Raw genomic sequence first — 21,737 nt, forward strand, 5'->3', positions numbered from 1 at the left:
CCGCAGGCGTGCGTCGAGCGGTGCTGCCGGCGGCGCCCATGGGCGCCAGGCCGTTACTGCGCTTGTTTCTGTTGCACCTTGGCGCCATCGCGCAGGGTGTCCGGCGGGTTCACCACCACCGATTCACCGGCGCTCACGCCCTTGAGGATCTGGCGGTCCTTGCCCATCGCCTGGCCAGCCTCGACCGTGCGCTGCTGCACGCGGTTCTCGTCACCCAGTACGAAGGCCACCGAGGCGCCCTCGCGCTGGACCACCGCGCCAGCCGGCACGCGCACGCCCTGCGGTTTGGTTGTGGCCTGCGGCTGTGCCCGTTCCAGGAAGCTGACCCGCACGCCCATCTCTGGCACGATGCGCGGGTCCTTCACCTTCAGCGCCACGCGCACCTTCACCGTGGCCTTGCCGCGGTCGGCGGTGGGGATGATGGCGATCACCTCGCCGGGAATCTTCCATTCGGGGTAGGCGTTGAGCGTGGCTTCCACCGGCATCTTCGGCTGCACGCGGCCGATGAAGGCCTCGCCGACCTCGACTTCTATCTCCAGCGAGTCCATGTCCACGATGGTGCCGATGCCGGTACGGGTGAAGCCACCACCGGCCGACAGCGGCGAGACGATCTCACCGGGCTGCGCGGCCTTGGCGGTGACAACGCCGGAGAAGGGCGCGCGCACGATGTTGTTGTCCACACCCAGGTCGGCGATGGCCAGCTGGTCGTGGGCGACCTTGACGTTGCGCTGGGCCGTTTCCAGCTGCGCACGCAGGCTGTCGCGCTGGGCCACGGCCTGGTCGTACTGCGAACGTGACACCAGCTGCTGGCCGACCAGTGCCTGCAGGCGGCTGGCTTCGGCGGCGGCCTGCTTCTGCTGCGCCTCCAGCCCGGCCACCTGGCTGCGTGCGGCCTGCAGCTGCGAGGCATACAGGCTGCGCTGCGCATCGGCATCGATCGGGTCCAGCGTGGCCATCACCTGGCCGGCCTCGACCCGCATGCCTTCTTCGATCATCACCTCGCGCACCTTGCCGGTGATCTTGGCCGAGACCGTGGCCATGCGCCGGGCGACCACGTAGCCACTGGCGTCGAGCACCGAACTGCTGGCGCTACCCTGCTGGATGGCCACGGCCGGCGCGGTTTCCACCTCCACGGCCGGCGCACGGCCGAACAGGAACGCCACGGCAGCGGCGATCAGCAGCACGACCACGATGGTCGCGATCCACAACCAACGGCGACCACCGCCGTTGCTGCCACGACCGGAGGCGGGCGGCGGCGACTTGCGGTCGATACGGAGTTCCTTCAACAGCTCGGCAGAAGCGTTCATTCGTTCCATCACAGGCGTTCGGGCGGGTGTGGCCGGAAGCGCGGACGGCGGCGGTTCCGGCGGTGGAGCGTGCGGCACAGCATGAAGGCAGGCACAGCGATGACGGCAGTGACAGCTGTCACCCGATGACACTGACGGCGGCAACTGCGAAATGTGACCGCGGCGGCACAGGATGGCAACGTCCCCGCTGCCGGTACCGCTCATGGATCCGACCACCCCATCGCTGGCCCGCTGCAGCGGTACCGCCAAGCGTACCGTGATCTGCGGCGGGTTGCGCCGGTGCCATCTTGCCGGCGGTGGCGCCTGCGCGCAGCCAGCCGAACTGGCATGATCGGCGGCGATCATCCCCGCCTGGAACCGCCTGTGCCGTCCACCTGGCTTGCCTCCCTGCTGCGCCCCGCGCCGGACTCGGCGGTGGCCGAGACGCTGCGCCGGGGAAAATCACCCTGGAGCGAGGCGATCCACCTGCTGTGGTCGGTGTGGATCTTCCTGACGCCCTTGCTCGGCCATGGCTTCACCCTGCGCTGGCTGCTGCTTACAGTGGTCAGCTATCCGGTGTTCCTGCTGCTGTACGCCAAGGTGATGGTGGCGCCACGCCATCACGCGCCGCGCTATGCCCTGGGCCTGATCGGGATGTCGCTGGTGCTGCTGCCGTGGTACCCGTCCGGGTTGACCTACTTCGTGTTCGGCTGCGTGCTGCTGCGGGTGAGCGGACGCGGTGGCTGGTGGCAGTACCTGCTGCAGCTCACTGGCCTGAACCTCCTGTTCTGCGGCCTCGCACTGCTGTTCCAGTACCCGTGGCAGAGCCTGGTCTGGATCCCCGCCGTGTCCTATATCGTCGGGTTGGTCGTGAACGTGGAGGCACTCAACCAGCAGAAGGATGCGGCACTGCAGCTGTCGCAGGACGAGGTGCGGCGGCTCGCAGCCACCGCCGAGCGCGAACGCATCGGCCGCGACCTGCACGACCTGCTCGGCCACACCCTGTCGTTGATCACGTTGAAGCTGGAACTGGCCCGCAAGCTGCACGATCGTGGCGACGCGCGGGCGCGGCAGGAAATCGGCGAAGCCGAGGACATTGCCCGCGAAGCGCTGGCGCAGGTGCGCAGCGCGGTCACCGGTATCCGCGCCAGTGACCTGGCCGGTGAGCTGGCGTCGGCGCGGCTGCTGCTGGAGTGCCAGCAGGTCCACCTTCAATACGCACCACCACCGGCGATGCCGGTGGATGTCGAACGCGGTCTGGCGCTGGTGCTGCGCGAGGCCGCGACCAACATCGTGCGCCATGCACAGGCGACACAGGCACGGGTGGAATTCATGCTGGAAGGACGCATGCTGGCGATGCAGATCCGCGATGATGGTCGTGGCGGCGTGCAGGCCGAGGGCAACGGGTTGTGCGGCATGCGCGAACGCGTGGCCGCCCTGGGGGGCAACCTTCAGGTTCAGTCCGCAAAGGGCGAGGGCACGCTGCTGACCGTGCGCGTGCCACTGGCTGCCGCGACCACACCGTTGCCGCCAGGCACGCCGTCGTCGCTGGTGCAGGACGGTGCCGCATGATCCGCATCCTGCTGGCCGAGGACCAGGCGATGGTGCGCGGCGCACTGTCGGCGCTGCTGGGGTTGGAGCCTGATATCGAGGTGCTGGGCAGCGCCGCCGACGGCGAAACCGCGTGGCGCATGCTGCAGCAGCTGAAGCCGGACATCCTGGTCACCGACATCGAGATGCCGGGCCTGTCCGGGCTGGAGCTGGCGCAGCGCATCGCCCGCCATGAGCTGCCGATCAAGGTGGTGATCGTAACCACCTTCGCACGCGCCGGTTTCCTGCGCCGCGCGCTGGAGGCGGGCGTGCTGGGCTACCTGCTGAAGGACGCACCGGCCGAGAACCTGGCCGATGCCCTGCGCAAGGTGAAACAGGGCATCCGTGCGATCGACCCGCAGCTGGCGCTGGATGCGTGGTCGCAGGCCGATCCGCTGACCGACCGCGAGCGCCGTGTGCTGCGTCTGGCAGGGGAGGGCCGAACCGCCAGCGAGATTGCCGAGCAGCTGGGGTTGTCGCACGGTACGGTGCGCAATTACCTGTCCGAGTGCATCGGCAAGCTGGGCGTGGCCAACCGGATCGAGGCGTATCGGCTGGCGCGGCAGAAGGGGTGGTTGTAAGGGCGTCCTGCTGTTCCCGGTGATGTCGTTTCCGCGACCGCGGGTGGGTGTCACTTTCTTTGCTCGTGCAAAGAAAGTAACCAAAGAAACACGCCGCCAGATCGCGAGCCGGCGCTGCGCACCGGTCCCCTGTGCTTCTCGGTGAATCAGGGGACGGCGCCGAACTCGCTACGCTCAGACATCGGCGCCTCTGCGCCCCTGATTCCCCTGCGATGCTCGGCTCGCTAGAAGGCGGACCCAACGTCAAAGGCACAGCTGCACCCAGTAGATCCACGCCATGCGTGGATGCTCTAGCTGTTGATCTTGCCCTTCCAGTCCGCCTTGAGCGAGCCGAGCACCGCAGGACCGGCGAGGGCGAAGAGGCGCGGGTGTCTGAGCGTAGCGAGTTCCGCGCCGTCCCTCGGCGGGCCGAGGAGCGCAGGGCACCGGCGTGCGCAGCACGTCGGCTCGCGGCCGGCGGAGCGTTTCTTTGGTTACTTTCTTTGCGCGCAAAGAAAGTGACACCCCCACGCGGTCGCGGAAACGATCCGCCGGGAATTCCCGGCGAACCCGATCAATCCTTCCCGCGCGCCATCGCCTGGAACACCCCATCGCGCCGCACCCACAGGTGGAACAGCGCCGCACCCACGTGCATCAGCACCGTTGCGAACAGCACGTAGGCCAGCAGACTGTGCGCATTACGCAACGCGGCGTACAGCGCCGGTGTGTGTGGCACGATCGGCGGCAGGTGCAGGCCGCCCCACAGCACGATCGGGTAACCGCCTGCCGACAGCATCGCCCAGCCGATCAACGGCATCGCCAGCATCAGCGCATACAACATCCAGTGCGAGGCCTTGGCCGCCAGCACCTGCCAGGCGGGCAGGTCGGAAGGCAGCGGCGGCGGGCGATGGCGCAGCCGGTTGTACAGGCGCAGCAGCACCAGCACCAGGATGGCGATGCCCAGCGGGCGGTGCAGGTCGATCAGCATTGGCCGCAGGTGCAGTGAGGCGACCATGGTCACGCCGATGAACAGCATGGCGATGATCATCAGTGCCATGGACCAGTGCAGCACCCGCGCCAGCAGGTTGAAGTGGCCGTTGCCGATGCTCATCGTGCGGCCTCCTTCGGTTGTTCGACGTTGCCGGTGGCGCGCTCGCGTTCGCGGCGGTTGAAGGACTGCGAATACACCGCCGAGCGGGCGGCCAGGATCGGATCGTCACTGCCGCGCACGCCGCTGGGCAGGATCAGCGGATCGAAGTTGATCTGACCGCAGGCACCCTGTTCCTGCGACTGCATGCGGTCCACGCTGAGTACGCCCGCCACTACCTGGTCACGCGACTCGGGCCATGGCACCGACGGATCATCGATGGCATCGCCGGGCTCGGCGGTGGTCACGACCAGGTTCCAGCGCACCGGGCCGTTGGCCAGGCGCTGCTGCAGTTCCTGGCTGAGGAAATCGACGCTGGCCTGCTTGCGCGTTTCCGCATCCATCTCCACCACCGGCGCCTGCGGCTGCCAGCGCCAGCGCACCGCGCGCTTCTGGCCCTGCGCATTGGTGAACCAGAAGCTGTTGACGCTGTTGAAGGTGGTGTCGGCCCAGCTGCTGGTCCACGGCGCCGTCTTGGCCCACTGCTGGAAGGCCTGCGCACTGGGGTACTTCGCCAGCACCGCAGCCATCTTCTGCGGGTCGGGCTTGCCGGTGGCCGGGTCGGGAATGGAAGCGCGGGTCTGCTCGTAGAACGCCTCGGCGCTGGGCACCGCGAAGAACGGGAAGCTGTTCATCGCCATGCGCCATTCCTGCCCATCATCGCTGACCATCTGCACCGCGAGGCTGCGCACGCGTGCAGTGTTGTCGGCGCCGTACGGGTCGCCGCCGCCGATCGACAGGCGGCCCATCACCGGCACGCGGCGCTGCGAGAACACCCGTGCACTGGACAGGGTGCGGGCCTGCGCACTGGGTTCGAACCAGCCGCTCACGCAGATGCCCTTGCTGTGCGCGCGGCGGAAGCCCGGGTGGGCCGGGCCGGTGGCCTCGATGGTATCGGTGAAGCGCTGCGCGGTGAGGCGGTTTCCAATCCAGCCGGCCAGCCAGGCGAAGGCCAGCGCGACGGCACCCAGAATGAGCGCGATCAGTGCGATCCAGAGCAGCGGCGAATGCCTGCGCGGTGCGCCCGCCGTCTGGCCGGCACGGGTGTAGCGGAAGAGCGACATGGTCGGGTTCCTGCCTTCACGGAGCGTGTGGGTGGTCGACCCACACATCCTCGCAGAACCCTTCCAGGCCCGGTATTCAAATTTTCGTCAAGTTTGCCGGGGACGGCGTGCCGACCAAGGTCGGCACCCACCCGATCAGCTGTAGCGCGCCTTCAGCATCGCCCACGCCGAGCGCAACGCCAGCGCTTCGCCACCGGCCGGACGGCCCGGGCGTTCGCCGTCGTTCCAGGCGTACACGTCCAGGTGCGCCCAGCGCTGGCCGTCTTCCACGAAGCGTTCCAGGTACAGCGCGGCGGTCACCGAGCCGGCCATGCGCGAACCGGCGTTGGCCAGGTCGGCGATGCCGCTGCTCAGGTAGCGCAGGTAGGGGCGCCACAGCGGCATCCGCCAGACCGGGTCGCGGGTCGCGTCACCGGCCTGCAGCCACTGCTGGGCCACCGTGTCATCGTTGCTGAAGAGCGCTGGCAGATCCGGGCCCAGTGCGATGCGCGCGGCACCGGTGAGGGTGGCGAAGTCCAGCACCAGGTCCGGCTTCTGCTCACCGGCGAAGGTCAATGCGTCGCACAGGATCACGCGGCCTTCGGCGTCGGTGTTGTCGATCTCCACGCTCAGGCCCTTGCGGGTGGCGATCACTTCACCCGGGCGGAACGCCTCCGGACCGATCGCGTTTTCCACCGCCGGCACCAGCAGGGTCAAACGTACCGGCAGCCCGCGTGCCATCACCAGGCCGGCCAGGGCCAGCGCATGCGCGGCGCCGCCCATGTCCTTCTTCATGTTGCGCATGCCGTCGGCCGGCTTGATGTCCAGGCCGCCGGTGTCGAAGCAGACGCCCTTGCCGACCAGCACCAGCGACGGATCGGTGTCCTTGCCCCAGCGCAGCACCACCAGACGCGGCGCGCGGTGCGATGCGCGGCCCACGGCGTGGATGGCCGGGAAGTTGTGCTTCAGCAGTTCGTCACCGGTGATCGCCTCGACCTGCGCGCCGTGCGCAGCGGCCAGGGCGCGGGCAGCGTCTTCCAGCTGCTGCGGGCCCATATCTTCGGTGGGAGTGTTGACCCAGTCGCGCACGCGCAGGCTGGCGGTGATCAGGTCGGCCACCTCGCCGGTCGGCGCGGCTACCAGTTGCGCCGGTGCGCGGTGGCGCTTGCGGTAGCGGTCGAAGCGGTAGCTGCCCAAGCCCCAGCCCAGCTGCAGCAGCGCCTGTTCGGCGGCCGGCAGTTCGTTGGCCAGCTGCCACACGCTGCCTTCCGGCAGGGCGTGCGGGGCATGCGAATAGCTGTAGGCATCGGCGCGATCACCCACACCGATCACCGCTCCGGACAGGCCATCGGCGCCGGGCAGCAACGCCGTGGTGAAGGCACCGGCGGTGAAGCCCTGCGATGCCAGCCAGGCCTGGGTGGCGGCCGGTTGGCCGTCCTTCCAGGCGGCGAACTGCTCGCGGTCCAGCACGTACAGCGGCAGCGCTGCGGCGGTGTCGGCAGTGAAACCAGTGATCTCGCTCATGCGTCAGGTACTCCGGAGTGCGGCGGCGTCGAGGTTGGCATCCAACCAGTCGGCCAGGCCGGTGAGGGTGTCGAACTGCAGGTCCGGCTGCAGCTGCGGATGGGTCCAGGTGGCTGCCTCGCGGTTGATCCAGCACCCGCGCAGGCCGGCGGCAATCGCCCCGGCCACGTCCATGTCGGCATGATCGCCGACGTGCAGTACCTGTGCCGGCGCGACACCCAGTCGGGTGCAGGCAGCGTGGAAGATGCTGGCTTCGGGCTTGGCCGCGCCGTGTTCGCGCGCACCCAGCTGGAAGGCGAAATGATGGGCCAGGCCGACCCGTTCCAGGTCGGCATTGCCATTGCTCAGCGCCGCCACCGGAACCCGCGCGGCAATCCGTGCCAGTGCATCGATCGCATCGGGATAGCACTCCACCTGGTTGCGTGCGGCGTAGAACACTTCATACGCAGGCTCCAGCAGATCGAGGCTGGCACCGCTGGTGTGCAGTGCTTCGTGCAGGGTCAGCCGGCGCAGCGCACTCAGGTCGTGGTGGAGGTGCGGATGGGCGTGGTACAGCCGCTCGCGCAGTTCGCGCATCGCCTCCACCGGATACATCGCGGCGGTAGCGGGGCTGTGTTCGCACATCCAGGTGTGCAGGACCTGTTCGATGCGGGCGCCGATCGGAGCGAACGGCCACAGCGTGTCGTCAAGGTCGAGGGTGATGGCTTGGACGGGGAAATTCACCCCGCCATTCTACCCCTGCCCGCGCGGGCTTTCATTCCAGCAGGCGTGCCCAGCCCTGCATGCCGTCCAGGCGTGCCAGCACCAGCTTGATGCACACCAGCAGCGGCACCGCCAGCAGCAGCCCGATCATGCCCCAGGCCCAGCCGAACACCATCAGCGCCAGGATCAGCACCAGCGGCGACAGCTTCATCCGACGGCCCAGCACGATCGGGGTCACCATCTGCCCTTCCAGTGTGTGCAGGCCCAGGTAGGCGGCTGCGGGCAGCAGGGCCTGCAGCGGGTCGCGGAACTCGACGAAGCCCATCAACAGCATCAGCGCCACGCCGATCAGCGGACCCACATACGGCGCAAAATTCAGCAGCGCGGCCACCGTGCCCCACAGCAGCGCTTCCTGCAGGCCGATACCGAGCAGCATCAGCACGCCGGCGAACACCAGCCCGACCAAGGTGTTGATCACGCTGATGGTCAGCACGTAACGCGAGACCTCGCGTTCGATCGAACGCAGGATGTCCGTAGTGAAGCGCTGCTGCTGGCGGTTGGGGAACAGGGCGATCGCCGCGCGCTGCAGGCTCTGCCCGTAGATCATGAAGAACAGCGTCAGCAGCACCACGGCCAACACCGAGGCAGCCAGCCGCGGTGCACGGGTCAGCATGCGGTAGGGGTCGTCGAGCTGGGTGCGGATCACCTGCACCTTGTGGTTGCTGTCACCGCCGGCCACACGGGCGAAGTTTTCCGCCGCCTGGTTGGCCTGCTGCACCGGCTTGGTCAGGTTCTGCACCTGGCGGGCGACCTTGCGCAGCTGCTGCGGTGCTTCCTGCGCCCATTCCATCGCCGGTCCGATCAGCTGCACGGCCAGCGAACCGGTCACGCCCAGGCCCGCACCGAGGATCAACAGCGCGCCCAGCGCGCGCGGGATCCACAGCTTCTGCAGCAGGCGCAGGATGGGATTGCCGACCAGCGCGAAGAACATCGCAAGCAGCACCGGCAGGATGATGTCCTGCGCCGCCCATAGCGTATAGCCCACGGCCAGGGTCGCCAGCACAACCAGCGACATCGGTCCGCGTGGGCGCGACGGGGGCGGCAGCGGTGCCTCGGATGCGTCGTGGCCGGCCGGTGACGGGGACAGGGAGGACTCGCTCATCGACGCATCAGCCGGAAAGGGGAGCGCATTATCCGCCGGCCGCGACCGGCGCGGCGGATTCCAGGGATCAACGTTCGGACAGCTCGGTGGCCGCCTCGGCCGGGCGCGGTTCGCGCAGGTCCGGTTCCGGCTCCGGCTCCGGCACAGCTCGCGCTGCCGCTGCGGGCCGTGCTTCAGCGGCGGAGGCCGCTGCGTGTGCCTGTTCGCTGGCATCGCCGGCTTCTTCGGCCGCATCGTCGGCGGTGGCCGCCGCCTGCGCCGCCATCGCCGTGGCGAACGCCGCCTGCGCACTGGCGAACAGGTTCGAGACCGAACCCACCATCTGCAGCCAGCGCGCACCGTTGACCTTGCCCGGCATTTCCAGCTTGCCGGCAAGGAAGCCACCGGCCAGGCCCACTACCACGATGCGTAGTGGCGACCAGCCCTGGCGCCAGACCTGGCCGAGCGTCGACCAGTGGTCCTGGGTCTCGACCAGACGCACGGTTACCACCTGTTCGCAGCGCTTCACCCGACGCTGCAGCGCACCGAACTTCATGGCTTGCCCTCTGGCAGCTCCACATCGGCATCGGGGTCGTCTTCGCTGGGCTCGTCGAACAGGCCCAGGCGGGACAGCTGGCGCCGGGTGGCGTGCATGCCGGTGTGGTGGAAGAAGTAGGACACCCGCCAGATCGCATAACCGGTGACGGCCAGGCTCAGCAGCGAGGTGATCAGCAGTGCCTGCAGCCAGCTCAGGCCCCAGCTTTGCAGCAGCGCGATAAGGGTGGCGGCCATCAGCAGCCAGGCCGACGCACCAAATACGATCGCTACGCCGGCCCAGGCCAGCGCGCGGCCGAAGGCACTGCGTGCCAGCGCGAAGTCGGCCGAGGCCAACCGGCGCAGCGAACGCAGCGAGTGCTTGGCCGAGTCGGCAGCGGCACGACCGGCCGCGCCGACCTGGCGGATGCTCTCATCCAGCGGCGGGGTAGCCGCCGGATCAGGGGCTTGCGCGTTGTCTTCGCTCACGCCGCGGCTTACTTGTCGCTGCTGCCGCGGGCCAGCTTGGCGATGATCCAGCCGGCCGCGAAGGCAACACCGAACGAGGCCAGCGGACGCTCACGGATCAATTCGGCGGCGCTGTCGATCAGGTCCTTGCCCTTGTCCATCAGCGCATCGACCTGCTCCTTGGCGGCGGCACCACCAAACTCGGCAGCGGCCAGGCCGGACAGTGCGCTGTCGGACAGTTCAGCCTTGACGTTGGCCTTGCCGATGCGCAGTTCGTCGGTCGCGGCACCGGTGGCGCCCTTGATCGCACCGCCGGCGGCGCTGGCGGCCTGCTTCAGGTGGGAACCGGCTTCACCCAGGTGTTCCTTCAGGTTCTCGGTATTGGTGGGGCTCATCGAATCACTCCTGTTGCGATGGGGGAACGGCGTCGGCGGTGCCGACCTGGACTGACAGCAATAGCATTGCCGGGGTATAGGGGGTGTTACGGCAGGGCGATCAGCGCATCACGAGCTGGCCCTGCTGCTGGCCGTTGTTGCGCAGCACGCGCACCACCAGGGTCGGCGGGCGTTGCTGGAAGTTGGCGCGCCAACTGGCCAGGTCGGCGAATTCGCCCACGGTGGCGTCGGTGATGATGTCGCCCTGCTGCAGGCCGTTGCTGGCAGCGCGGCTGCCGCGCTTGACCTCGCTGACCAGCACGCCGCCGACACCGGATTGGCGCAGTGACTCGGGCAGGTCGACGAAGGTCGCACCGGTCAGGCGCGGGTCCAGGCTCTCACCGGTGACCGCGCGCGCCTGTTCCTTCAGTGTCGCCTTGATCTGCAGTGGCTTGCCTTCGCGGCGTACGTCCAGCGTCATCGCGCTGCCGACGGCCGCCAGGCCTTCCACGTTGTGCAGGGCCTCGGCGCTGTCCACGCGCTGGCCGTTGGCCGACACCACCACGTCGCCCGGCTTCAGCCCGGCTGCGGCGGCGGCCGAGCCGGCCAGCACGCGGGTGATCAGCGCACCGCGGGTTTCGCCCAGGCCCAGGCCCTGCGCGATCTGCGCGGTCAGGTTCTGGCTTTCCACGCCCAGCGTGCCGCGCACCACCACGCCGTGCTTGACCAGCTGGTCGACCACGCTGCGCGCCAGGTTGGAAGGAATCGCCAGGCCCAGGCCGATGTTGCCGGCCATGCTGCCCTGCGGGTTGAAGCTGGCGGTATTGATGCCGACCAGCTGGCCCTGCAGGTCGACCAGCGCGCCACCGGAGTTGCCCGGATTGATCGACGCATCGGTCTGGATGAAGTTCTGGTAGCCCAGCCCGCGGATGCCGCTGCGGCCCACCGCCGAAACGATACCCGAGGTAACGGTCTGGCTGAAGCCGAACGGGTTGCCGATGGCCACCACGAAGTCGCCTACGCGCAGCTGGTCGCTGTTGCCGAGCTTGATGTCGGTCAGGTTCTGCGCCGGGATGCGGATCAGCGCGATGTCGGTGTCACGGTCCGAGCCGAGGAACTCGGCCTTGACCGTGCGCCCGTCCGCCAGTGTCACCTGTACGTCATCGGCGTTGTCGATGACATGGTGGTTGGTCAGCACCAGCCCCTCCTTGGCGTCGATGATCACGCCCGAGCCCAGCGATTCGTTGATGCGTTCCTGTGGGATATCCGGGAACAGGCGGCGGAAGAATGGGTCGTCGAAGAAGGGGTTGCGCACGCGCACCACCTGCTTGGTGTTGACACTGACCACCGCCGGCATTGCCTTTTCCAGCATCGGTGCCAGCGACGGCACCGCCTGACCGGCCACCGAAGCCGGCAAGGCCGCCGTGGTCGGCAACACCGCCGGCAGCGGCGCGGCGTCGGCACGGTTGTCCATGTGGGCATTGATGCCGGTGGCAACGAAGCCACCGAAGGCGGCGGCGATTGCGAGCGTGAGCAGGGTAGGAAGCGGTCGCATGGGAGTCGGTTCGCTGGCGTGGGTGGGGGCGGTACGGCCCTACGGTAGAACAAGCTGAATGAGTGTGTCGCGATATGGATAAATGCGCCATGAAAACGCCATGCCCGGAACCCGGTCCAGCATCGCTACCGTGGGCCGCAGGCGGCAACGCCGGAGGTTCCTCGCACTGTGCCGACGTCTGCCCAAGCGCGTGGGTATGCAGGCCGATGCTTGCGCAGTTCTGCGCATCCCGATGCCGCGATGCGCCATATCGCATGCCTTTCGCTACGTCCGGGCGGGTGTGCGCACGCAGCCCCTGCCGCTGCCCGCATCGTGCGGCGCAGCACTGAAAAAAAGGGGTTTCCCGTCAACACATCGTACTCGCGAGGGTACCCGACTACACCATTGCCGTCGCATCAGATGCGATTGCTCGTGCGTGCCCCGTTCCACGATCGTCAATGTCGGTATAGCATCGCCCCGTTTTGATACTTAAGGCCCCCAGGAGGGCAACATGAGCAACGGTAATGGTGTGTCGGTCGTGACCGACGCCGTCGAGAACGTCAAAGAAACCGCCACCAACGTTGGCGAGACCATCGCCCACGCTGCCGAAGACGCAGTGCAGTCGGTCAAGAAGACCGTCAAGCGCGCCACCAAGGCTGCCGGTACCCGCGTTGCCAAAGCCAAGAAGGCCGTGGCCAAGGTCGAGAAGACCGTTGCCAAGAAGGCCGAGAAGGCTGCCAAGTCGGTCGGCAAGACTGTTGCCAACGCCAAGAAGAAGCTGGAAGCCGCCAAGAAGAACGCCAAGGCCGAAGCCGCTGCGCTGAAGAATGAAGTGGCCAAGAAGAAGGCGGCTGCAGGCAAGGCTGTGACCAAGAAGGCCGCCGCTGCCAAGAAGACCACCAAGGCTGCCGGCAAGAAGGTCGCCACCGCGAAGAAGGCCGCCACCAAGAAGGCTGCCGTCGCCAAGAAGGCCGTCGGCAAGAAGACCGCTGTTGCCAAGAAGGCAGTTGGAAAGAAGGTCGCTACCGCCAAGAAGGCCGTGGCCAAGAAGACCGTCGCCGCCAAGAAGGTCGCTGGCAAGAAGGCCGTGGCTGCGAAGAAGGTCGTCGGCAAGAAGGTTGCCGCCACCAGGAAGACCACGGCCGCCAAGAAGGCTGTCGGCAAGAAGGCTGCCGTCGCCAAGAAGGCCGTCGGCAAGAAGACCGTCGCTGCCAAGAAGGTTGTCGGCAAGAAGACCGCCGTTGCCAAGAAGGCAGTGGGCAAGAAGGTTGCCGCCACCCGCAAGACGGTTGCCAAGAAGGCTGCGCCGCTGAAGAAGGTCGCCGCCAAGAAGGCTCCGGCCAAGAAGGCCGTGCGCAAGGTCGCCAAGCGCAAGTAATCGCGCCGTGACCGAAGGCCCTGCCACCCCCGGGTGGTGGGGCCTTTCGCGTTTCAGGGACGCGGTCTGGAGCAAGATGCAGGTTCTTCCTGCTGGAGCCCGGGGCATGCGCGGTATTGACTTCAGTTCCTGGCAGGGCGTGCTGTCCACCTTGGCCGGCCTGGTCCTGATCACCCTGCTGGGCGTGGGCATCCGCCTGCTGGTGATGCAGACCCTGCAGCAGCGCCGCGAGCGCGAGAACCGGCAGATCAACGAACGGCTGCGCACGCTGATGGCGGCCTACAAGACCCTGGGCGGTTCGTTCACCGGCGAACTGGGTGTGGACCCCAGCCATCGCCGTGACCTTCGCCAGCGCGAGGATGCAGAGGGCATTGCCGAGCCCCGCTCGGATCGCGCGCGCCGCATCCGTGATGCCGTGGAAGCGGCGTTGTCGGACATCCTGCTGCTGGGCACCGACGAACAGGTGCGGCTGGCCGCGCGTGCCGCCAATGAACTGGCACAGGGGCGGCCGGTACATACCCATGAACTGGTGGTCTCGCTGCGCGACTTCGTGCGCGAAGCGCTGGATCTGGCGCCGATTCCGACCGACCTGCAGATACCGCCGCAGGGGCCGACCCGGCCGGGTGGCGCCAGTGTCGGCGGCAAGGGCCGCAACGACGGCGACGCCAAGGGCGGTCGTGCGGGTGGAGGAGGTGGCGGTGGCGGAATGGGCGCTGGGATGGGCGGTGTGGGCCTCGGCGCTGGCGCCGCACTGGGCGCCGGCCATGCCGCTGCCAGCGATGAAACGGACGCGCGCTGAGCACGTCCGCCCGGTTCAGCGCGTCAGTTCGTAGATCGGCACGAAGCCGCCGTAGATCATCCGCGCGCCGTCGAACGGCATCGGATTCGTCGCCGGATCAAACCTTGGGTCTTCCATCATCTTCTTCATGCCGGCGTCGCGGGTCGGCTTGTCCGGCCATTCGATCCAGGAAAACACCACCGTCTCATCCGGCGTGGCTTTCACCGCGCCGAAGAAGTCGGTGGTCTTGCCGTGCGGCACGTCATCGCCCCAGCACTCGACCACGCGCAGCGCGCCGTATTCGATGAAAACGGGATCTCCTGAGCGTGCGTGGGCGAGGAACTTCTCCTTGTTGGCGGTGGGCACCGCCAGGACGAAACCATCGATGTAGCTCATTGCCTGCCTCCGGATGGACCGTGCCGCATGCACGGCCTTCAAGTACCCGACGAACCAGGGCGTCGTGGATCGACATCCTGCAACCGGCAGTCGTTGTGCCGACGAAATGCACGCGCGCCGCGCGCGTATGCCAGAAACAGCCTGAATCAAGCCAGAAAATTCAGCAATGCGAAGACCGCTGTTTTCAGGGAGCGTTGTGGCGAATAACGGAGAATTTACATTCCCGATGCGATGGCGCCTTGGCGCTGCTGCACACCATAAGAAAGTAAAGGTGTACCCCCATGAAGAATTCGCTGATTGCTCTGGCCCTGGCCGCTGCCCTGCCGTTCACCGCCTCGGCTGCTGAGAACCTGTCGTACAACTATGCCGAAGCCGACTACGCCAAGACCGACATCGATGCGTTCAAGGCCGACGGCTGGGGCGTGAAGGGCTCGTACGGCTTCCTGCCGAACTTCCACGCTTTCGGTGATTACAGCCGCCAGGAAATCGACCACACCAACATCAAGCTGGACCAGTGGAAGATCGGCGCCGGCTACAACGTTGAAATCGCCCCGACCACCGACTTCGTTGCTCGCGTTGCCTACCAGAAGCGCGACCAGAAGCACGGCCTGGACTTCAACGGCTACAGCGCTGAAGCCGGTATCCGCACCGCCTTCGGTGCCCACGCCGAAGTCTACGGCATGGTCGGCTACGAAGATTTCTCGAAGAAGCACGGCATCAATCCGGAAGGCCAGTGGTACGGCCGCCTGGGTGGTCAGGTCAAGCTGAACCAGAACTGGGGCCTGAACGGCGAGCTGAAGATGAACCGCGACGGCGACAAGGAATACACCGTCGGCCCGCGCTTCAGCTGGTAATTGCTTCCTTGGCGCGCCTGCGCGCTGAAGATGCCTCGACAGGCCCGGCTCATGCCGGGCCTGTTGCGTTGTGACGACCCGAAACCGCAGCTGAGCATGTTCCGAGGCCGCTGCTGCGTTGCAATAAATTGGATTCCGCTGCTCCCGGCGCGGCCCTACGGTGGGCACTTCGTATCGTCGGATCCATGTGATGCCGCCTGCCGTTCCCGCTCTGCCCCTCGATCGGCCCCGCCGCCTGGCAATGCTGGCGCCGCATCCCGTGCTGCGTCTGGGGGTGGAGGTGGTGCTTTGCCAGCACGGTGGCGTGCAGGTCTGTGGCAGCTTCACCCGCGAAGCTGATCTGCTCGATCTGCTGCAGCGCCAGCCGGATGGCATCGACCTGCTGCTGATCGACCTGCTGGCGCCCTATGGTCCCGAACAGGGCCTGTCCCTGTTGCGGCTGTTGTCGCGGCGCTGGCCGCTGCTGCCGGTGCTGGTGCTGTCTGCGCACTGCAATGCCAGCATGGTGACCATGGCGATGCAGGCCGGCGCGCGCGGCTTCCTGTCAAAGGGAACCACGCCGGCGATGCTGCGGCGCGCGGTGGAGGTACTGGCCCGTGGCGGCCGCTTCGTGCCCCCGGAGCTGCGCACGCAGTTGAACCGATCACGCATGCGGCGCACACCGGCGCCGGTGCTGACGCCCTTGAGCCGACGTGAGCGCGAGGTGCTCCGGCTGGTCCTGCAGGGCTGCACCACCGGGGAGGTGGCGCGGCGCTTCGGGCGCACGGCCAGTACGGTCAGCACGCAGAAGCGGACGGCGTACGAGAAGCTGGGCATTCACAGCGATGGTGAGCTGTTCCGCATCCGGCACCTGCTCGAATGCGGATGAGCGGGCTTACTCGCCCTGGTACTGCTTCTCTTCCACCAGGGCCGAACCGGCCACGCGGTTGATCTCGTTCTTCACCTGCACGCGCTCGCCATTGGTGCCGTAGACACCGCGTGCCAGCTGGATGAAGCCATCGTCGAACACCTGGGCCGCTTCCTTGTCGCGCAGCTGGTCCTGGATGTCCCACATGCGCTCGTTGATTGCCTTCAACTGCTGCTTCAGCACGGCCAGCGCCGGCTGAGCCTGCAGCTGCTGCTGCAGCAACGGCAGCAGGCCGTCCAGCTCGGTGCGCACGTTGCTCAGCTTGGCCGCATCGTCGATGCGTTCGGCCTTGATCTCGAGAATGGTGATCTTGTCGATCAGCTCGCCGATCGATACCGGGGTCAGGATGGCGTCCACGCGGTTGGTTCTCTGGAAACAGGGCACCATGATACCGCGCTGCCGGCATGTGGCCCCGATTCACGGGATTTACGCCGAATTTGCGCCACGGCCCCGGCAGCACCCTCGATCCGTTACGGCCACCGCCTCGACACTGCGTTCCCGGCGGCATAACCGCCTTCGACGAGGAACACAGTGCAGTGAACAGCAAGGGGATGATGGCGGCGGTGGTGGCCGCCCTGGCAGGGCCGCTCGGGATCGGCAGCGCGCAGGCACAGGTACAGGTCAGTGGCAGTGCGGCGTTGACCAGTGACTACGTGTGGCGTGGCAGCTCGCAGAGCGACGGCGACCCGGCGGTGCAGGCGGGTGCGAAGGTTTCGATCCCATCGGGTTGGTACGCCAGCGTGTGGGGCTCCAACGTTTCGTTCAAGCCGGACAATGGCGCGCGCAGCGAGTTCGACCTGGTGGCCGGCTGGTCCGGTGCGCTGGCCCCGGACTGGACACTGGATGCCAACCTGACCCGCTACATGTACCCGGGCACCGGCCGCGCGCTGGACTGGACCGAACTCAACACCACAGTGAGCTGGAAGCAGCGCGCCTGGTTGCAGGTCGCCCATTCCAACGATGCGTTGGCCGGTGGCCATCGCGGTACCTACGCCCAGCTGGGTGTGCGTGTGCCGCTGCACGAACGCGTCCGCCTGGAAGCGGCGGTGGGCCAGTACTGGCTGGCCACCGCGCAGGGCCCGGACTACCTGCATGGGCAGCTCAGTGCCATTGCCACGCTGGCCCCGGCATGGGAGCTGCGTGCCACCGTGCATGACACCGACAGTGCGGCCAAGCGCCTGTTCCCGGGCAATGCCGGTGGACGATGGGAGCTGGCGCTGCAGGGCAGTTTCTAGTCGGCCACCGAGGCCTGGCGCGCACGCAGCGCGCCGGGCAGCCACAGCAGCAGGGCCAGCACCGCCACCGCAGCACCGGCTACGCAGACGCCGGTCCAGCCGAAGCGCTGGTAGACCTGCGCCGACAGCAGCGAACCCAGCGAACCGCCGATGAAGTAGCCGGTCATGTAGCCGGCATTGAGGCGGTTGCGCGCTGCCGGTTGCAGTGCATAGATCAGGTTCTGGTTACTGACGTGCAGCAGCTGCGCGGCCAGGTCCAGCACCACCACGCCGACCAGCAGCGCCAGCAACGAGTGGGCCGACAGCCCCAGTGGTAGCCACGAGAGCAGCAGCAGCGCCAGCGCGATGGCGGTAGCACGCCCGGTCTGGCCACGGTCGGACATGCGGCCGGCCAGGCCGGCCGCCAGCGTGCCGGCCGCGCCGACCAGCCCGAACAGGCCGATGGTGGCGTCGCTGTAGGCATACGGCGGCTGTGCCAGCAGGAACGCCAGTGGCGTCCAGAAGATCGCGAACATGGCGAAGCTGCAGGCGCCCAGCAGCGTGCGCTGGCGCAGCACCGGTTCCTGCACGAACAGCACGCCGATCGAGCGCAGCAATGCGAAGTAGCCAAGGCCGGCGCTGTGCTGGAAGCGCGGCAGGCCGCGCTGCAATGCCAGTGCGGTCAGCACCAGGGTGGCAGCGGCGATCGCGTACACCAGGCGCCAGTCGCCCAGGCTGGAAAGCAGGCCGGCCACGGTACGTGCCAGCAGGATGCCCAGCAGCAGGCCGCTCATCAACGTGCCGACCACGCGACCGCGATGTTCCGGCGCGGCCAGCGTGGCCGCGAACGGCACCAGCACCTGGGCGACCACGGAGAACAGGCCGGTGATCGCGGTGCCCGCCAGCAGCCAGGCCAGCGACGGCGCACAGGCACTGATCACCAGCCCGCCGGCGGACAACAGGCTCATCACCACGATCAGGCGCCGGCGTTCGAACAGGTCTCCCAGCGGCACCAGCAGGATCAGTCCGGCGGCATAGCTCAGCTGCGCGGCGGTGACCACCATGCCGACCTGGCCGAACGGCACACCGAAGGCATCGGCAATGGTATGCAGCAGTGGCTGCGCATAGTAGTTGCTGGCCACGGCCACGCCGGTGGCGACCGACATCAGCAGCACCTGCCAGCGGTGCAGGGGGGGGAGGGACGGACTCACGCGGTATTCCACAAAGCGGGGTGCACAGTGTCCGCCTGCTGCGACCATGATGGAAATGAATCATCATCATCCATGCCATCTGGAAACGAGATAGCTGGATGAATCTCAAGCAGCTCGAATTTGCCGTCGCCCTGGCCGAAGAGGGCAATTTCACCCGTGCCGCCGAACGCTGCCACGTGGTGCAGTCCGCGTTGAGCCACCAGATTGCCTACCTGGAGCAGGAACTGGGCACGCCGCTGTTTGAACGCCTGCCGCGCCAGGTACGGGCGACGGCGGCCGGTGAGGCGCTGCTGGTGCACGCACGCCAGGTGCTGGCCAGCCTGCGCCACCTGCGCGCTGACGTGGCCGCGGTGAGTGGCGAGGTGCGTGGCCTGCTGGCGATCGGGCAGATTTCCTCGCTGACCGGCATCGACGTGGTGGCGATGCTGGCAGCCTTCCAGCAGGCGCACCCGCAGGTGGAGTTCCAGCTGCGGGTGGACAAGAGCGAGGATCTGATCGCGCAGGTGCAGTCGCGTGAATTGGACGTGGCACTGGTGGGGTTGGCGCCCTCGGCCGGCCTGGACGGGGTCTGCCACCAGATGCTGCAGGAAGAAGACCTGGTGGCGGTGCTGGCGCCGTCGCACCGCTTGGCCCGGCGCAAGCGGATGCCCTTGACCGAACTGCAGGATGAAGCGCTGGTCGACTTCCCGCGAGGCACCGGTGCGCGGCGGCAGACCGACGATGCCTTCGCCGCCGCCGGCCTGCCGCACACGGTCCGCTTCGAGGTCAACCTGATGGAACTGGTCGAGCGCTTCGTCCGCCATGGGCTGGCGGTCGGCATCGTGCCGGCGTTGATCGCCGAAGGCTTTGAAGGCGTGGTGCGGATTCCGCTGCAGCCGACCCCGACCCGCCGCGTGCACCTGGTCTGGCAGCGGCTGCCGACACCGGCGGCGCGGGCGTTCGTCGAGGCCGTGCTCAGCCGCGCAGGCGCAGGCTCAGGCCCTTGAGGAAGTTACGCAGCATCTGGTCCAGGCAACGCCGGTAGTTGGCGTGCCCGGGTTGGCGGAACAGTGCGCCCACTTCCGACTTGGAGACATTGAAACCGGCGCTGGCGAAGATCTCCATCAGATCGACGTCGCGCAGCTGGAACGCCACGCGCAGCTTCTTCAGCACCAGGTTGTTGTCGATGCGGGTCTCCACCGCGCGCTGCGGCTGGTTCTCGTCGCGACCGCGCAGGTGCACGATCAGGCCATCGAGGAAGTGCGCCAGCGCGCTGTCGCTCATCGCCTCGAAACCGGCTTCGTCCTCGCGGCGCAACCAAGCCTTCACCTGCTCGGTCTCCACGGCGAAGGCCGGGTCGGCCATCTGGCACAGGGCCACCACGTGGTGGTCGCCCAGGTCCAGGGAGTAGCGCACGCTGCGCAGGACATCATTGTTGATCATGGTCCAATTGTAGCGGCCCCTGGCGTGTCACCGGAGTGTCATCGAACTGCAGCATCGTGGGCACTCGTTCGCTGAGACCCTTGCATGCGCCGGTATCTGTTTTCCGCACTGCTGCTCGCCAGCAGCTTCGCTGCCTTCGCCCAGGACCGCTTCGTACCCGTCGAGCGGCGCCTCAGTGCATCCCAACTGGCCGAGGTCGGGCTCAATCCAGCGCAGTTGCAGGCACTGAACCGGGTACTGCGCGAGGCAGAGCGCGCGGCCACCGGGCCGACGGCAGCGGTGGCCCCCGCCGCTGCGCCGCTGCCTGCCAATGTGCCGGCACCGGCAGCAATGCATCTGGGCCTGGAAGAAGGACCGGTCAATGCACGCGTGGTCGGAGAGGTCGCAGGCTGGCAGCCCGGCACGCTGTTCACCCTTGATAACGGCCAGCAATGGCAGGTGATGAAGGGGCAGATGAAGCTGCGCAAGGTGCTGCAGTCGCCGCAGATCGCCGTTGTTCCAGGAATTGCCGGGCGCTGGTTCCTGCAGGTCGACGAAGACCTGCCCAAGGCCCGGGTATTCCGCGTGCGCTGAGCCGCGCACGCCCCGGGCGTGGTCAGCCGGCATCGGCAACGCAGGGGCGGGCCGACGGTGCCAGAATGGGCGTCCGGTTTTTCCCCCTGGAGTTGCCTGATGACCCGCACTGTCCTGATTACCGGCGCCACGTCCGGCTTCGGCGCCGCCGCCGTCCACCGCTTCGCCCAGGCCGGGTGGAAGGTAATCGCCACCGGCCGCCGCGGCGAACGCCTGCAGCCGCTGGTCGAGCGCTACGGCAAGGACGTGGTTCACGCCGCCGCCTTCGACATCCGCGATCCGGTGGCAATGGAGGCGGCCCTGCTGGCACTGCCGCCTGCGTTCGGCCAGATCGATCTGCTGGTCAACAACGCGGGCCTGGCACAGGGCACCGCGCCGGCACAGAGCGCCAAGCTGTCGGACTGGACCACGATGATCGACACCAACATCACCGCGCTGGTGACCTTGACCCATCGCCTGCTGCCGCAGCTGGTGGAGCGCAAGGGCGCGATCATCAACATCTCGTCGGTGGCCGGCGTCTACCCGTACCCGGGTGGCAACGCCTACGGTGGCACCAAGGCCTTCGTCAGCCAGTTCTCGCTGGGCCTGCGTTCGGACCTGCACGGCACCGGCGTGCGCGTGACCACGATCGAGCCGGGTATGGCTGAAACCGAGTTCACCGTGGTGCGTACCCATGGCGACCAGGCGGCATCGGACAAGCTCTATACCGGCGCCAACCCGATGACCGCTGAAGACATCGCCGAACAGATCTTCTGGGTGGCCAGCCTGCCGCCGCACCTGAACATCAATCGCCTGGAGCTGATGCCGGTCAGCCAGTCCTTCGCCGGTTTCCAGGTCGCCCGCGAAGGCTGACGGTCGTCTGTAGAGTCGAGCCATGCTTGTATGTTCCTCCCGGCTCCTACGCGGTATGTAGGAGCCGGGGTGGAGGGACCGTCAAGCATGCATCTGCGGATACCAGCCGACAGACGAGTCGAGCGATCCCCATCCCGCACACGAACGTCGATAAAGGATCGTACGGCCCCCAAAGGGGATCGTCGATGTAGGCAAGCTAACGTCGGTGCGGTACCACCCCAGCCCTTTAAAGATAGCTGGGAGCCGTAC

At 67.4% G+C, this 21,737-nt stretch carries 25 protein-coding genes; 11 read left to right on the forward strand and 14 right to left on the reverse strand.

What is annotated here, in order from left to right:
- Nucleotides 1-53: 53 nt before the first annotated feature.
- Nucleotides 54-1,307 carry an efflux RND transporter periplasmic adaptor subunit gene (locus tag O0J15_RS04790; protein WP_308305176.1) on the reverse strand — a complete coding sequence of 418 codons (1,254 nt, stop codon included), beginning with the start codon at nt 1,305-1,307 and terminating at the stop codon, nt 54-56.
- 202 nt (nt 1,308-1,509) lie between these two features.
- Between O0J15_RS04790 and O0J15_RS04795 the strand changes: the two genes are divergently transcribed.
- Genes O0J15_RS04795 through O0J15_RS04805 form a run of 3 tightly spaced genes read left to right on the forward strand, consistent with a single transcriptional unit; the run spans nt 1,510 to nt 3,457 of the window.
- Nucleotides 1,510-1,638 carry a hypothetical protein gene (locus O0J15_RS04795; RefSeq protein ID WP_021203848.1) on the forward strand — a complete coding sequence of 43 codons (129 nt, stop codon included), beginning with the start codon at nt 1,510-1,512 and terminating at the stop codon, nt 1,636-1,638.
- On the forward strand, nt 1,635-2,858 hold the full coding sequence (locus O0J15_RS04800; RefSeq protein ID WP_308305177.1) for a sensor histidine kinase: 1,224 nt from the start codon (nt 1,635-1,637) through the stop codon (nt 2,856-2,858). Before O0J15_RS04795 ends, O0J15_RS04800 begins: the two co-directional genes overlap by 4 nt.
- Nucleotides 2,855-3,457, forward strand: a complete 603-nt coding sequence (locus tag O0J15_RS04805) for a response regulator transcription factor (protein ID WP_058979816.1) — start codon at nt 2,855-2,857, stop codon at nt 3,455-3,457. The genes O0J15_RS04800 and O0J15_RS04805 overlap by 4 nt, the downstream gene beginning before the upstream one ends.
- A 553-nt stretch (nt 3,458-4,010) precedes the next feature.
- Here O0J15_RS04805 and O0J15_RS04810 read toward each other — a convergent pair.
- The 9 genes from O0J15_RS04810 to O0J15_RS04850 form a co-directional block, all read right to left on the reverse strand.
- Nucleotides 4,011-4,547, reverse strand: coding sequence for a cytochrome b (locus O0J15_RS04810; protein ID WP_019661813.1), 537 nt, complete (start codon nt 4,545-4,547; stop codon nt 4,011-4,013).
- Nucleotides 4,544-5,647, reverse strand: coding sequence for a catalase family peroxidase (locus O0J15_RS04815; RefSeq protein WP_021204733.1), 1,104 nt, complete (start codon nt 5,645-5,647; stop codon nt 4,544-4,546). The genes O0J15_RS04810 and O0J15_RS04815 overlap by 4 nt, the downstream gene beginning before the upstream one ends.
- A 135-nt stretch (nt 5,648-5,782) precedes the next feature.
- Nucleotides 5,783-7,150 (reverse strand): M17 family metallopeptidase, encoded by a 1,368-nt coding sequence (locus tag O0J15_RS04820; protein ID WP_308305178.1) that lies wholly within the window; start codon nt 7,148-7,150, stop codon nt 5,783-5,785.
- Between the two features lie 3 nt (nt 7,151-7,153).
- A complete protein-coding gene (locus O0J15_RS04825) occupies nt 7,154-7,873 on the reverse strand; it encodes an HAD family hydrolase (protein WP_111101779.1) in 720 nt (239 codons plus the stop codon).
- A 31-nt stretch (nt 7,874-7,904) separates the two neighbouring features.
- Complete coding sequence (locus O0J15_RS04830) at nt 7,905-9,014, reverse strand: AI-2E family transporter (RefSeq protein WP_019661808.1); 1,110 nt, start codon at nt 9,012-9,014, stop codon at nt 7,905-7,907.
- 67 nt (nt 9,015-9,081) lie between these two features.
- Nucleotides 9,082-9,549, reverse strand: a complete 468-nt coding sequence (locus tag O0J15_RS04835) for a protein sip-5 (RefSeq protein WP_171953283.1) — start codon at nt 9,547-9,549, stop codon at nt 9,082-9,084.
- A complete protein-coding gene (locus O0J15_RS04840; RefSeq protein WP_019661806.1) occupies nt 9,546-10,016 on the reverse strand; it encodes a phage holin family protein in 471 nt (156 codons plus the stop codon). The genes O0J15_RS04835 and O0J15_RS04840 overlap by 4 nt, the downstream gene beginning before the upstream one ends.
- 8 nt (nt 10,017-10,024) lie before the next feature.
- Entirely contained in the window at nt 10,025-10,390 is a 366-nt protein-coding gene (locus O0J15_RS04845) for a hypothetical protein (RefSeq protein WP_010486932.1), read from the reverse strand.
- 100 nt (nt 10,391-10,490) lie between these two features.
- Nucleotides 10,491-11,924, reverse strand: coding sequence for a Do family serine endopeptidase (locus O0J15_RS04850; RefSeq protein WP_308305179.1), 1,434 nt, complete (start codon nt 11,922-11,924; stop codon nt 10,491-10,493).
- 490 nt (nt 11,925-12,414) lie between these two features.
- Between O0J15_RS04850 and O0J15_RS04855 the strand changes: the two genes are divergently transcribed.
- Nucleotides 12,415-13,281, forward strand: a complete 867-nt coding sequence (locus tag O0J15_RS04855; RefSeq protein WP_308305180.1) for a histone — start codon at nt 12,415-12,417, stop codon at nt 13,279-13,281.
- A 106-nt stretch (nt 13,282-13,387) separates the two neighbouring features.
- The gene (locus O0J15_RS04860; protein ID WP_021204738.1) at nt 13,388-14,080 is read left to right on the forward strand and encodes a hypothetical protein; all 693 of its coding nucleotides are present in this window, start codon (nt 13,388-13,390) and stop codon (nt 14,078-14,080) included.
- 15 nt (nt 14,081-14,095) lie between these two features.
- Here the strand turns inward: O0J15_RS04860 and O0J15_RS04865 are convergent, their stop codons facing one another.
- Nucleotides 14,096-14,455: a DUF1428 domain-containing protein gene (locus O0J15_RS04865; protein WP_308305181.1), complete on the reverse strand. Its 360-nt coding sequence runs from the start codon at nt 14,453-14,455 to the stop codon at nt 14,096-14,098.
- Nucleotides 14,456-14,736: 281 nt separating this feature from the next.
- On the opposite strand from O0J15_RS04865, the gene O0J15_RS04870 reads away from it, so the two are divergent.
- Nucleotides 14,737-15,309, forward strand: coding sequence for an Ax21 family protein (locus O0J15_RS04870; RefSeq protein ID WP_021204739.1), 573 nt, complete (start codon nt 14,737-14,739; stop codon nt 15,307-15,309).
- Between the two features lie 190 nt (nt 15,310-15,499).
- Nucleotides 15,500-16,177, forward strand: a complete 678-nt coding sequence (locus tag O0J15_RS04875; protein ID WP_021204740.1) for a response regulator transcription factor — start codon at nt 15,500-15,502, stop codon at nt 16,175-16,177.
- A gap of 6 nt (nt 16,178-16,183) precedes the next feature.
- Here the strand turns inward: O0J15_RS04875 and O0J15_RS04880 are convergent, their stop codons facing one another.
- On the reverse strand, nt 16,184-16,573 hold the full coding sequence (locus O0J15_RS04880; RefSeq protein ID WP_031270855.1) for a DUF6165 family protein: 390 nt from the start codon (nt 16,571-16,573) through the stop codon (nt 16,184-16,186).
- 179 nt (nt 16,574-16,752) lie between these two features.
- Between O0J15_RS04880 and O0J15_RS04885 the strand changes: the two genes are divergently transcribed.
- Complete coding sequence (locus O0J15_RS04885; protein ID WP_134735235.1) at nt 16,753-17,451, forward strand: TorF family putative porin; 699 nt, start codon at nt 16,753-16,755, stop codon at nt 17,449-17,451.
- Here the strand turns inward: O0J15_RS04885 and O0J15_RS04890 are convergent.
- Complete coding sequence (locus tag O0J15_RS04890; RefSeq protein WP_329848690.1) at nt 17,448-18,596, reverse strand: MFS transporter; 1,149 nt, start codon at nt 18,594-18,596, stop codon at nt 17,448-17,450. The genes O0J15_RS04885 and O0J15_RS04890 overlap by 4 nt on opposite strands.
- 143 nt (nt 18,597-18,739) lie before the next feature.
- Between O0J15_RS04890 and O0J15_RS04895 the strand changes: the two genes are divergently transcribed.
- Nucleotides 18,740-19,627: a LysR substrate-binding domain-containing protein gene (locus O0J15_RS04895; RefSeq protein ID WP_134735233.1), complete on the forward strand. Its 888-nt coding sequence runs from the start codon at nt 18,740-18,742 to the stop codon at nt 19,625-19,627.
- On the opposite strand, the gene O0J15_RS04900 is transcribed toward O0J15_RS04895, so the two are convergent.
- Nucleotides 19,596-20,063, reverse strand: coding sequence for a DUF1456 family protein (locus O0J15_RS04900; RefSeq protein WP_019661796.1), 468 nt, complete (start codon nt 20,061-20,063; stop codon nt 19,596-19,598). The two genes, O0J15_RS04895 and O0J15_RS04900, sit on opposite strands and share 32 nt — an antisense overlap.
- A gap of 84 nt (nt 20,064-20,147) precedes the next feature.
- Between O0J15_RS04900 and O0J15_RS04905 the strand changes: the two genes are divergently transcribed.
- Together O0J15_RS04905 and O0J15_RS04910 are read left to right on the forward strand one after the other, a co-directional pair.
- Nucleotides 20,148-20,636 carry a hypothetical protein gene (locus O0J15_RS04905; RefSeq protein ID WP_164144494.1) on the forward strand — a complete coding sequence of 163 codons (489 nt, stop codon included), beginning with the start codon at nt 20,148-20,150 and terminating at the stop codon, nt 20,634-20,636.
- 99 nt (nt 20,637-20,735) lie between these two features.
- Complete coding sequence (locus O0J15_RS04910; protein WP_021204746.1) at nt 20,736-21,488, forward strand: SDR family NAD(P)-dependent oxidoreductase; 753 nt, start codon at nt 20,736-20,738, stop codon at nt 21,486-21,488.
- Nucleotides 21,489-21,737 lie beyond the last annotated feature (249 nt).

The sequence above is a fragment of the Stenotrophomonas sp. Sm10 genome, assembly GCF_030985515.1.
Lineage (GTDB): Bacteria > Pseudomonadota > Gammaproteobacteria > Xanthomonadales > Xanthomonadaceae > Stenotrophomonas > Stenotrophomonas hibiscicola.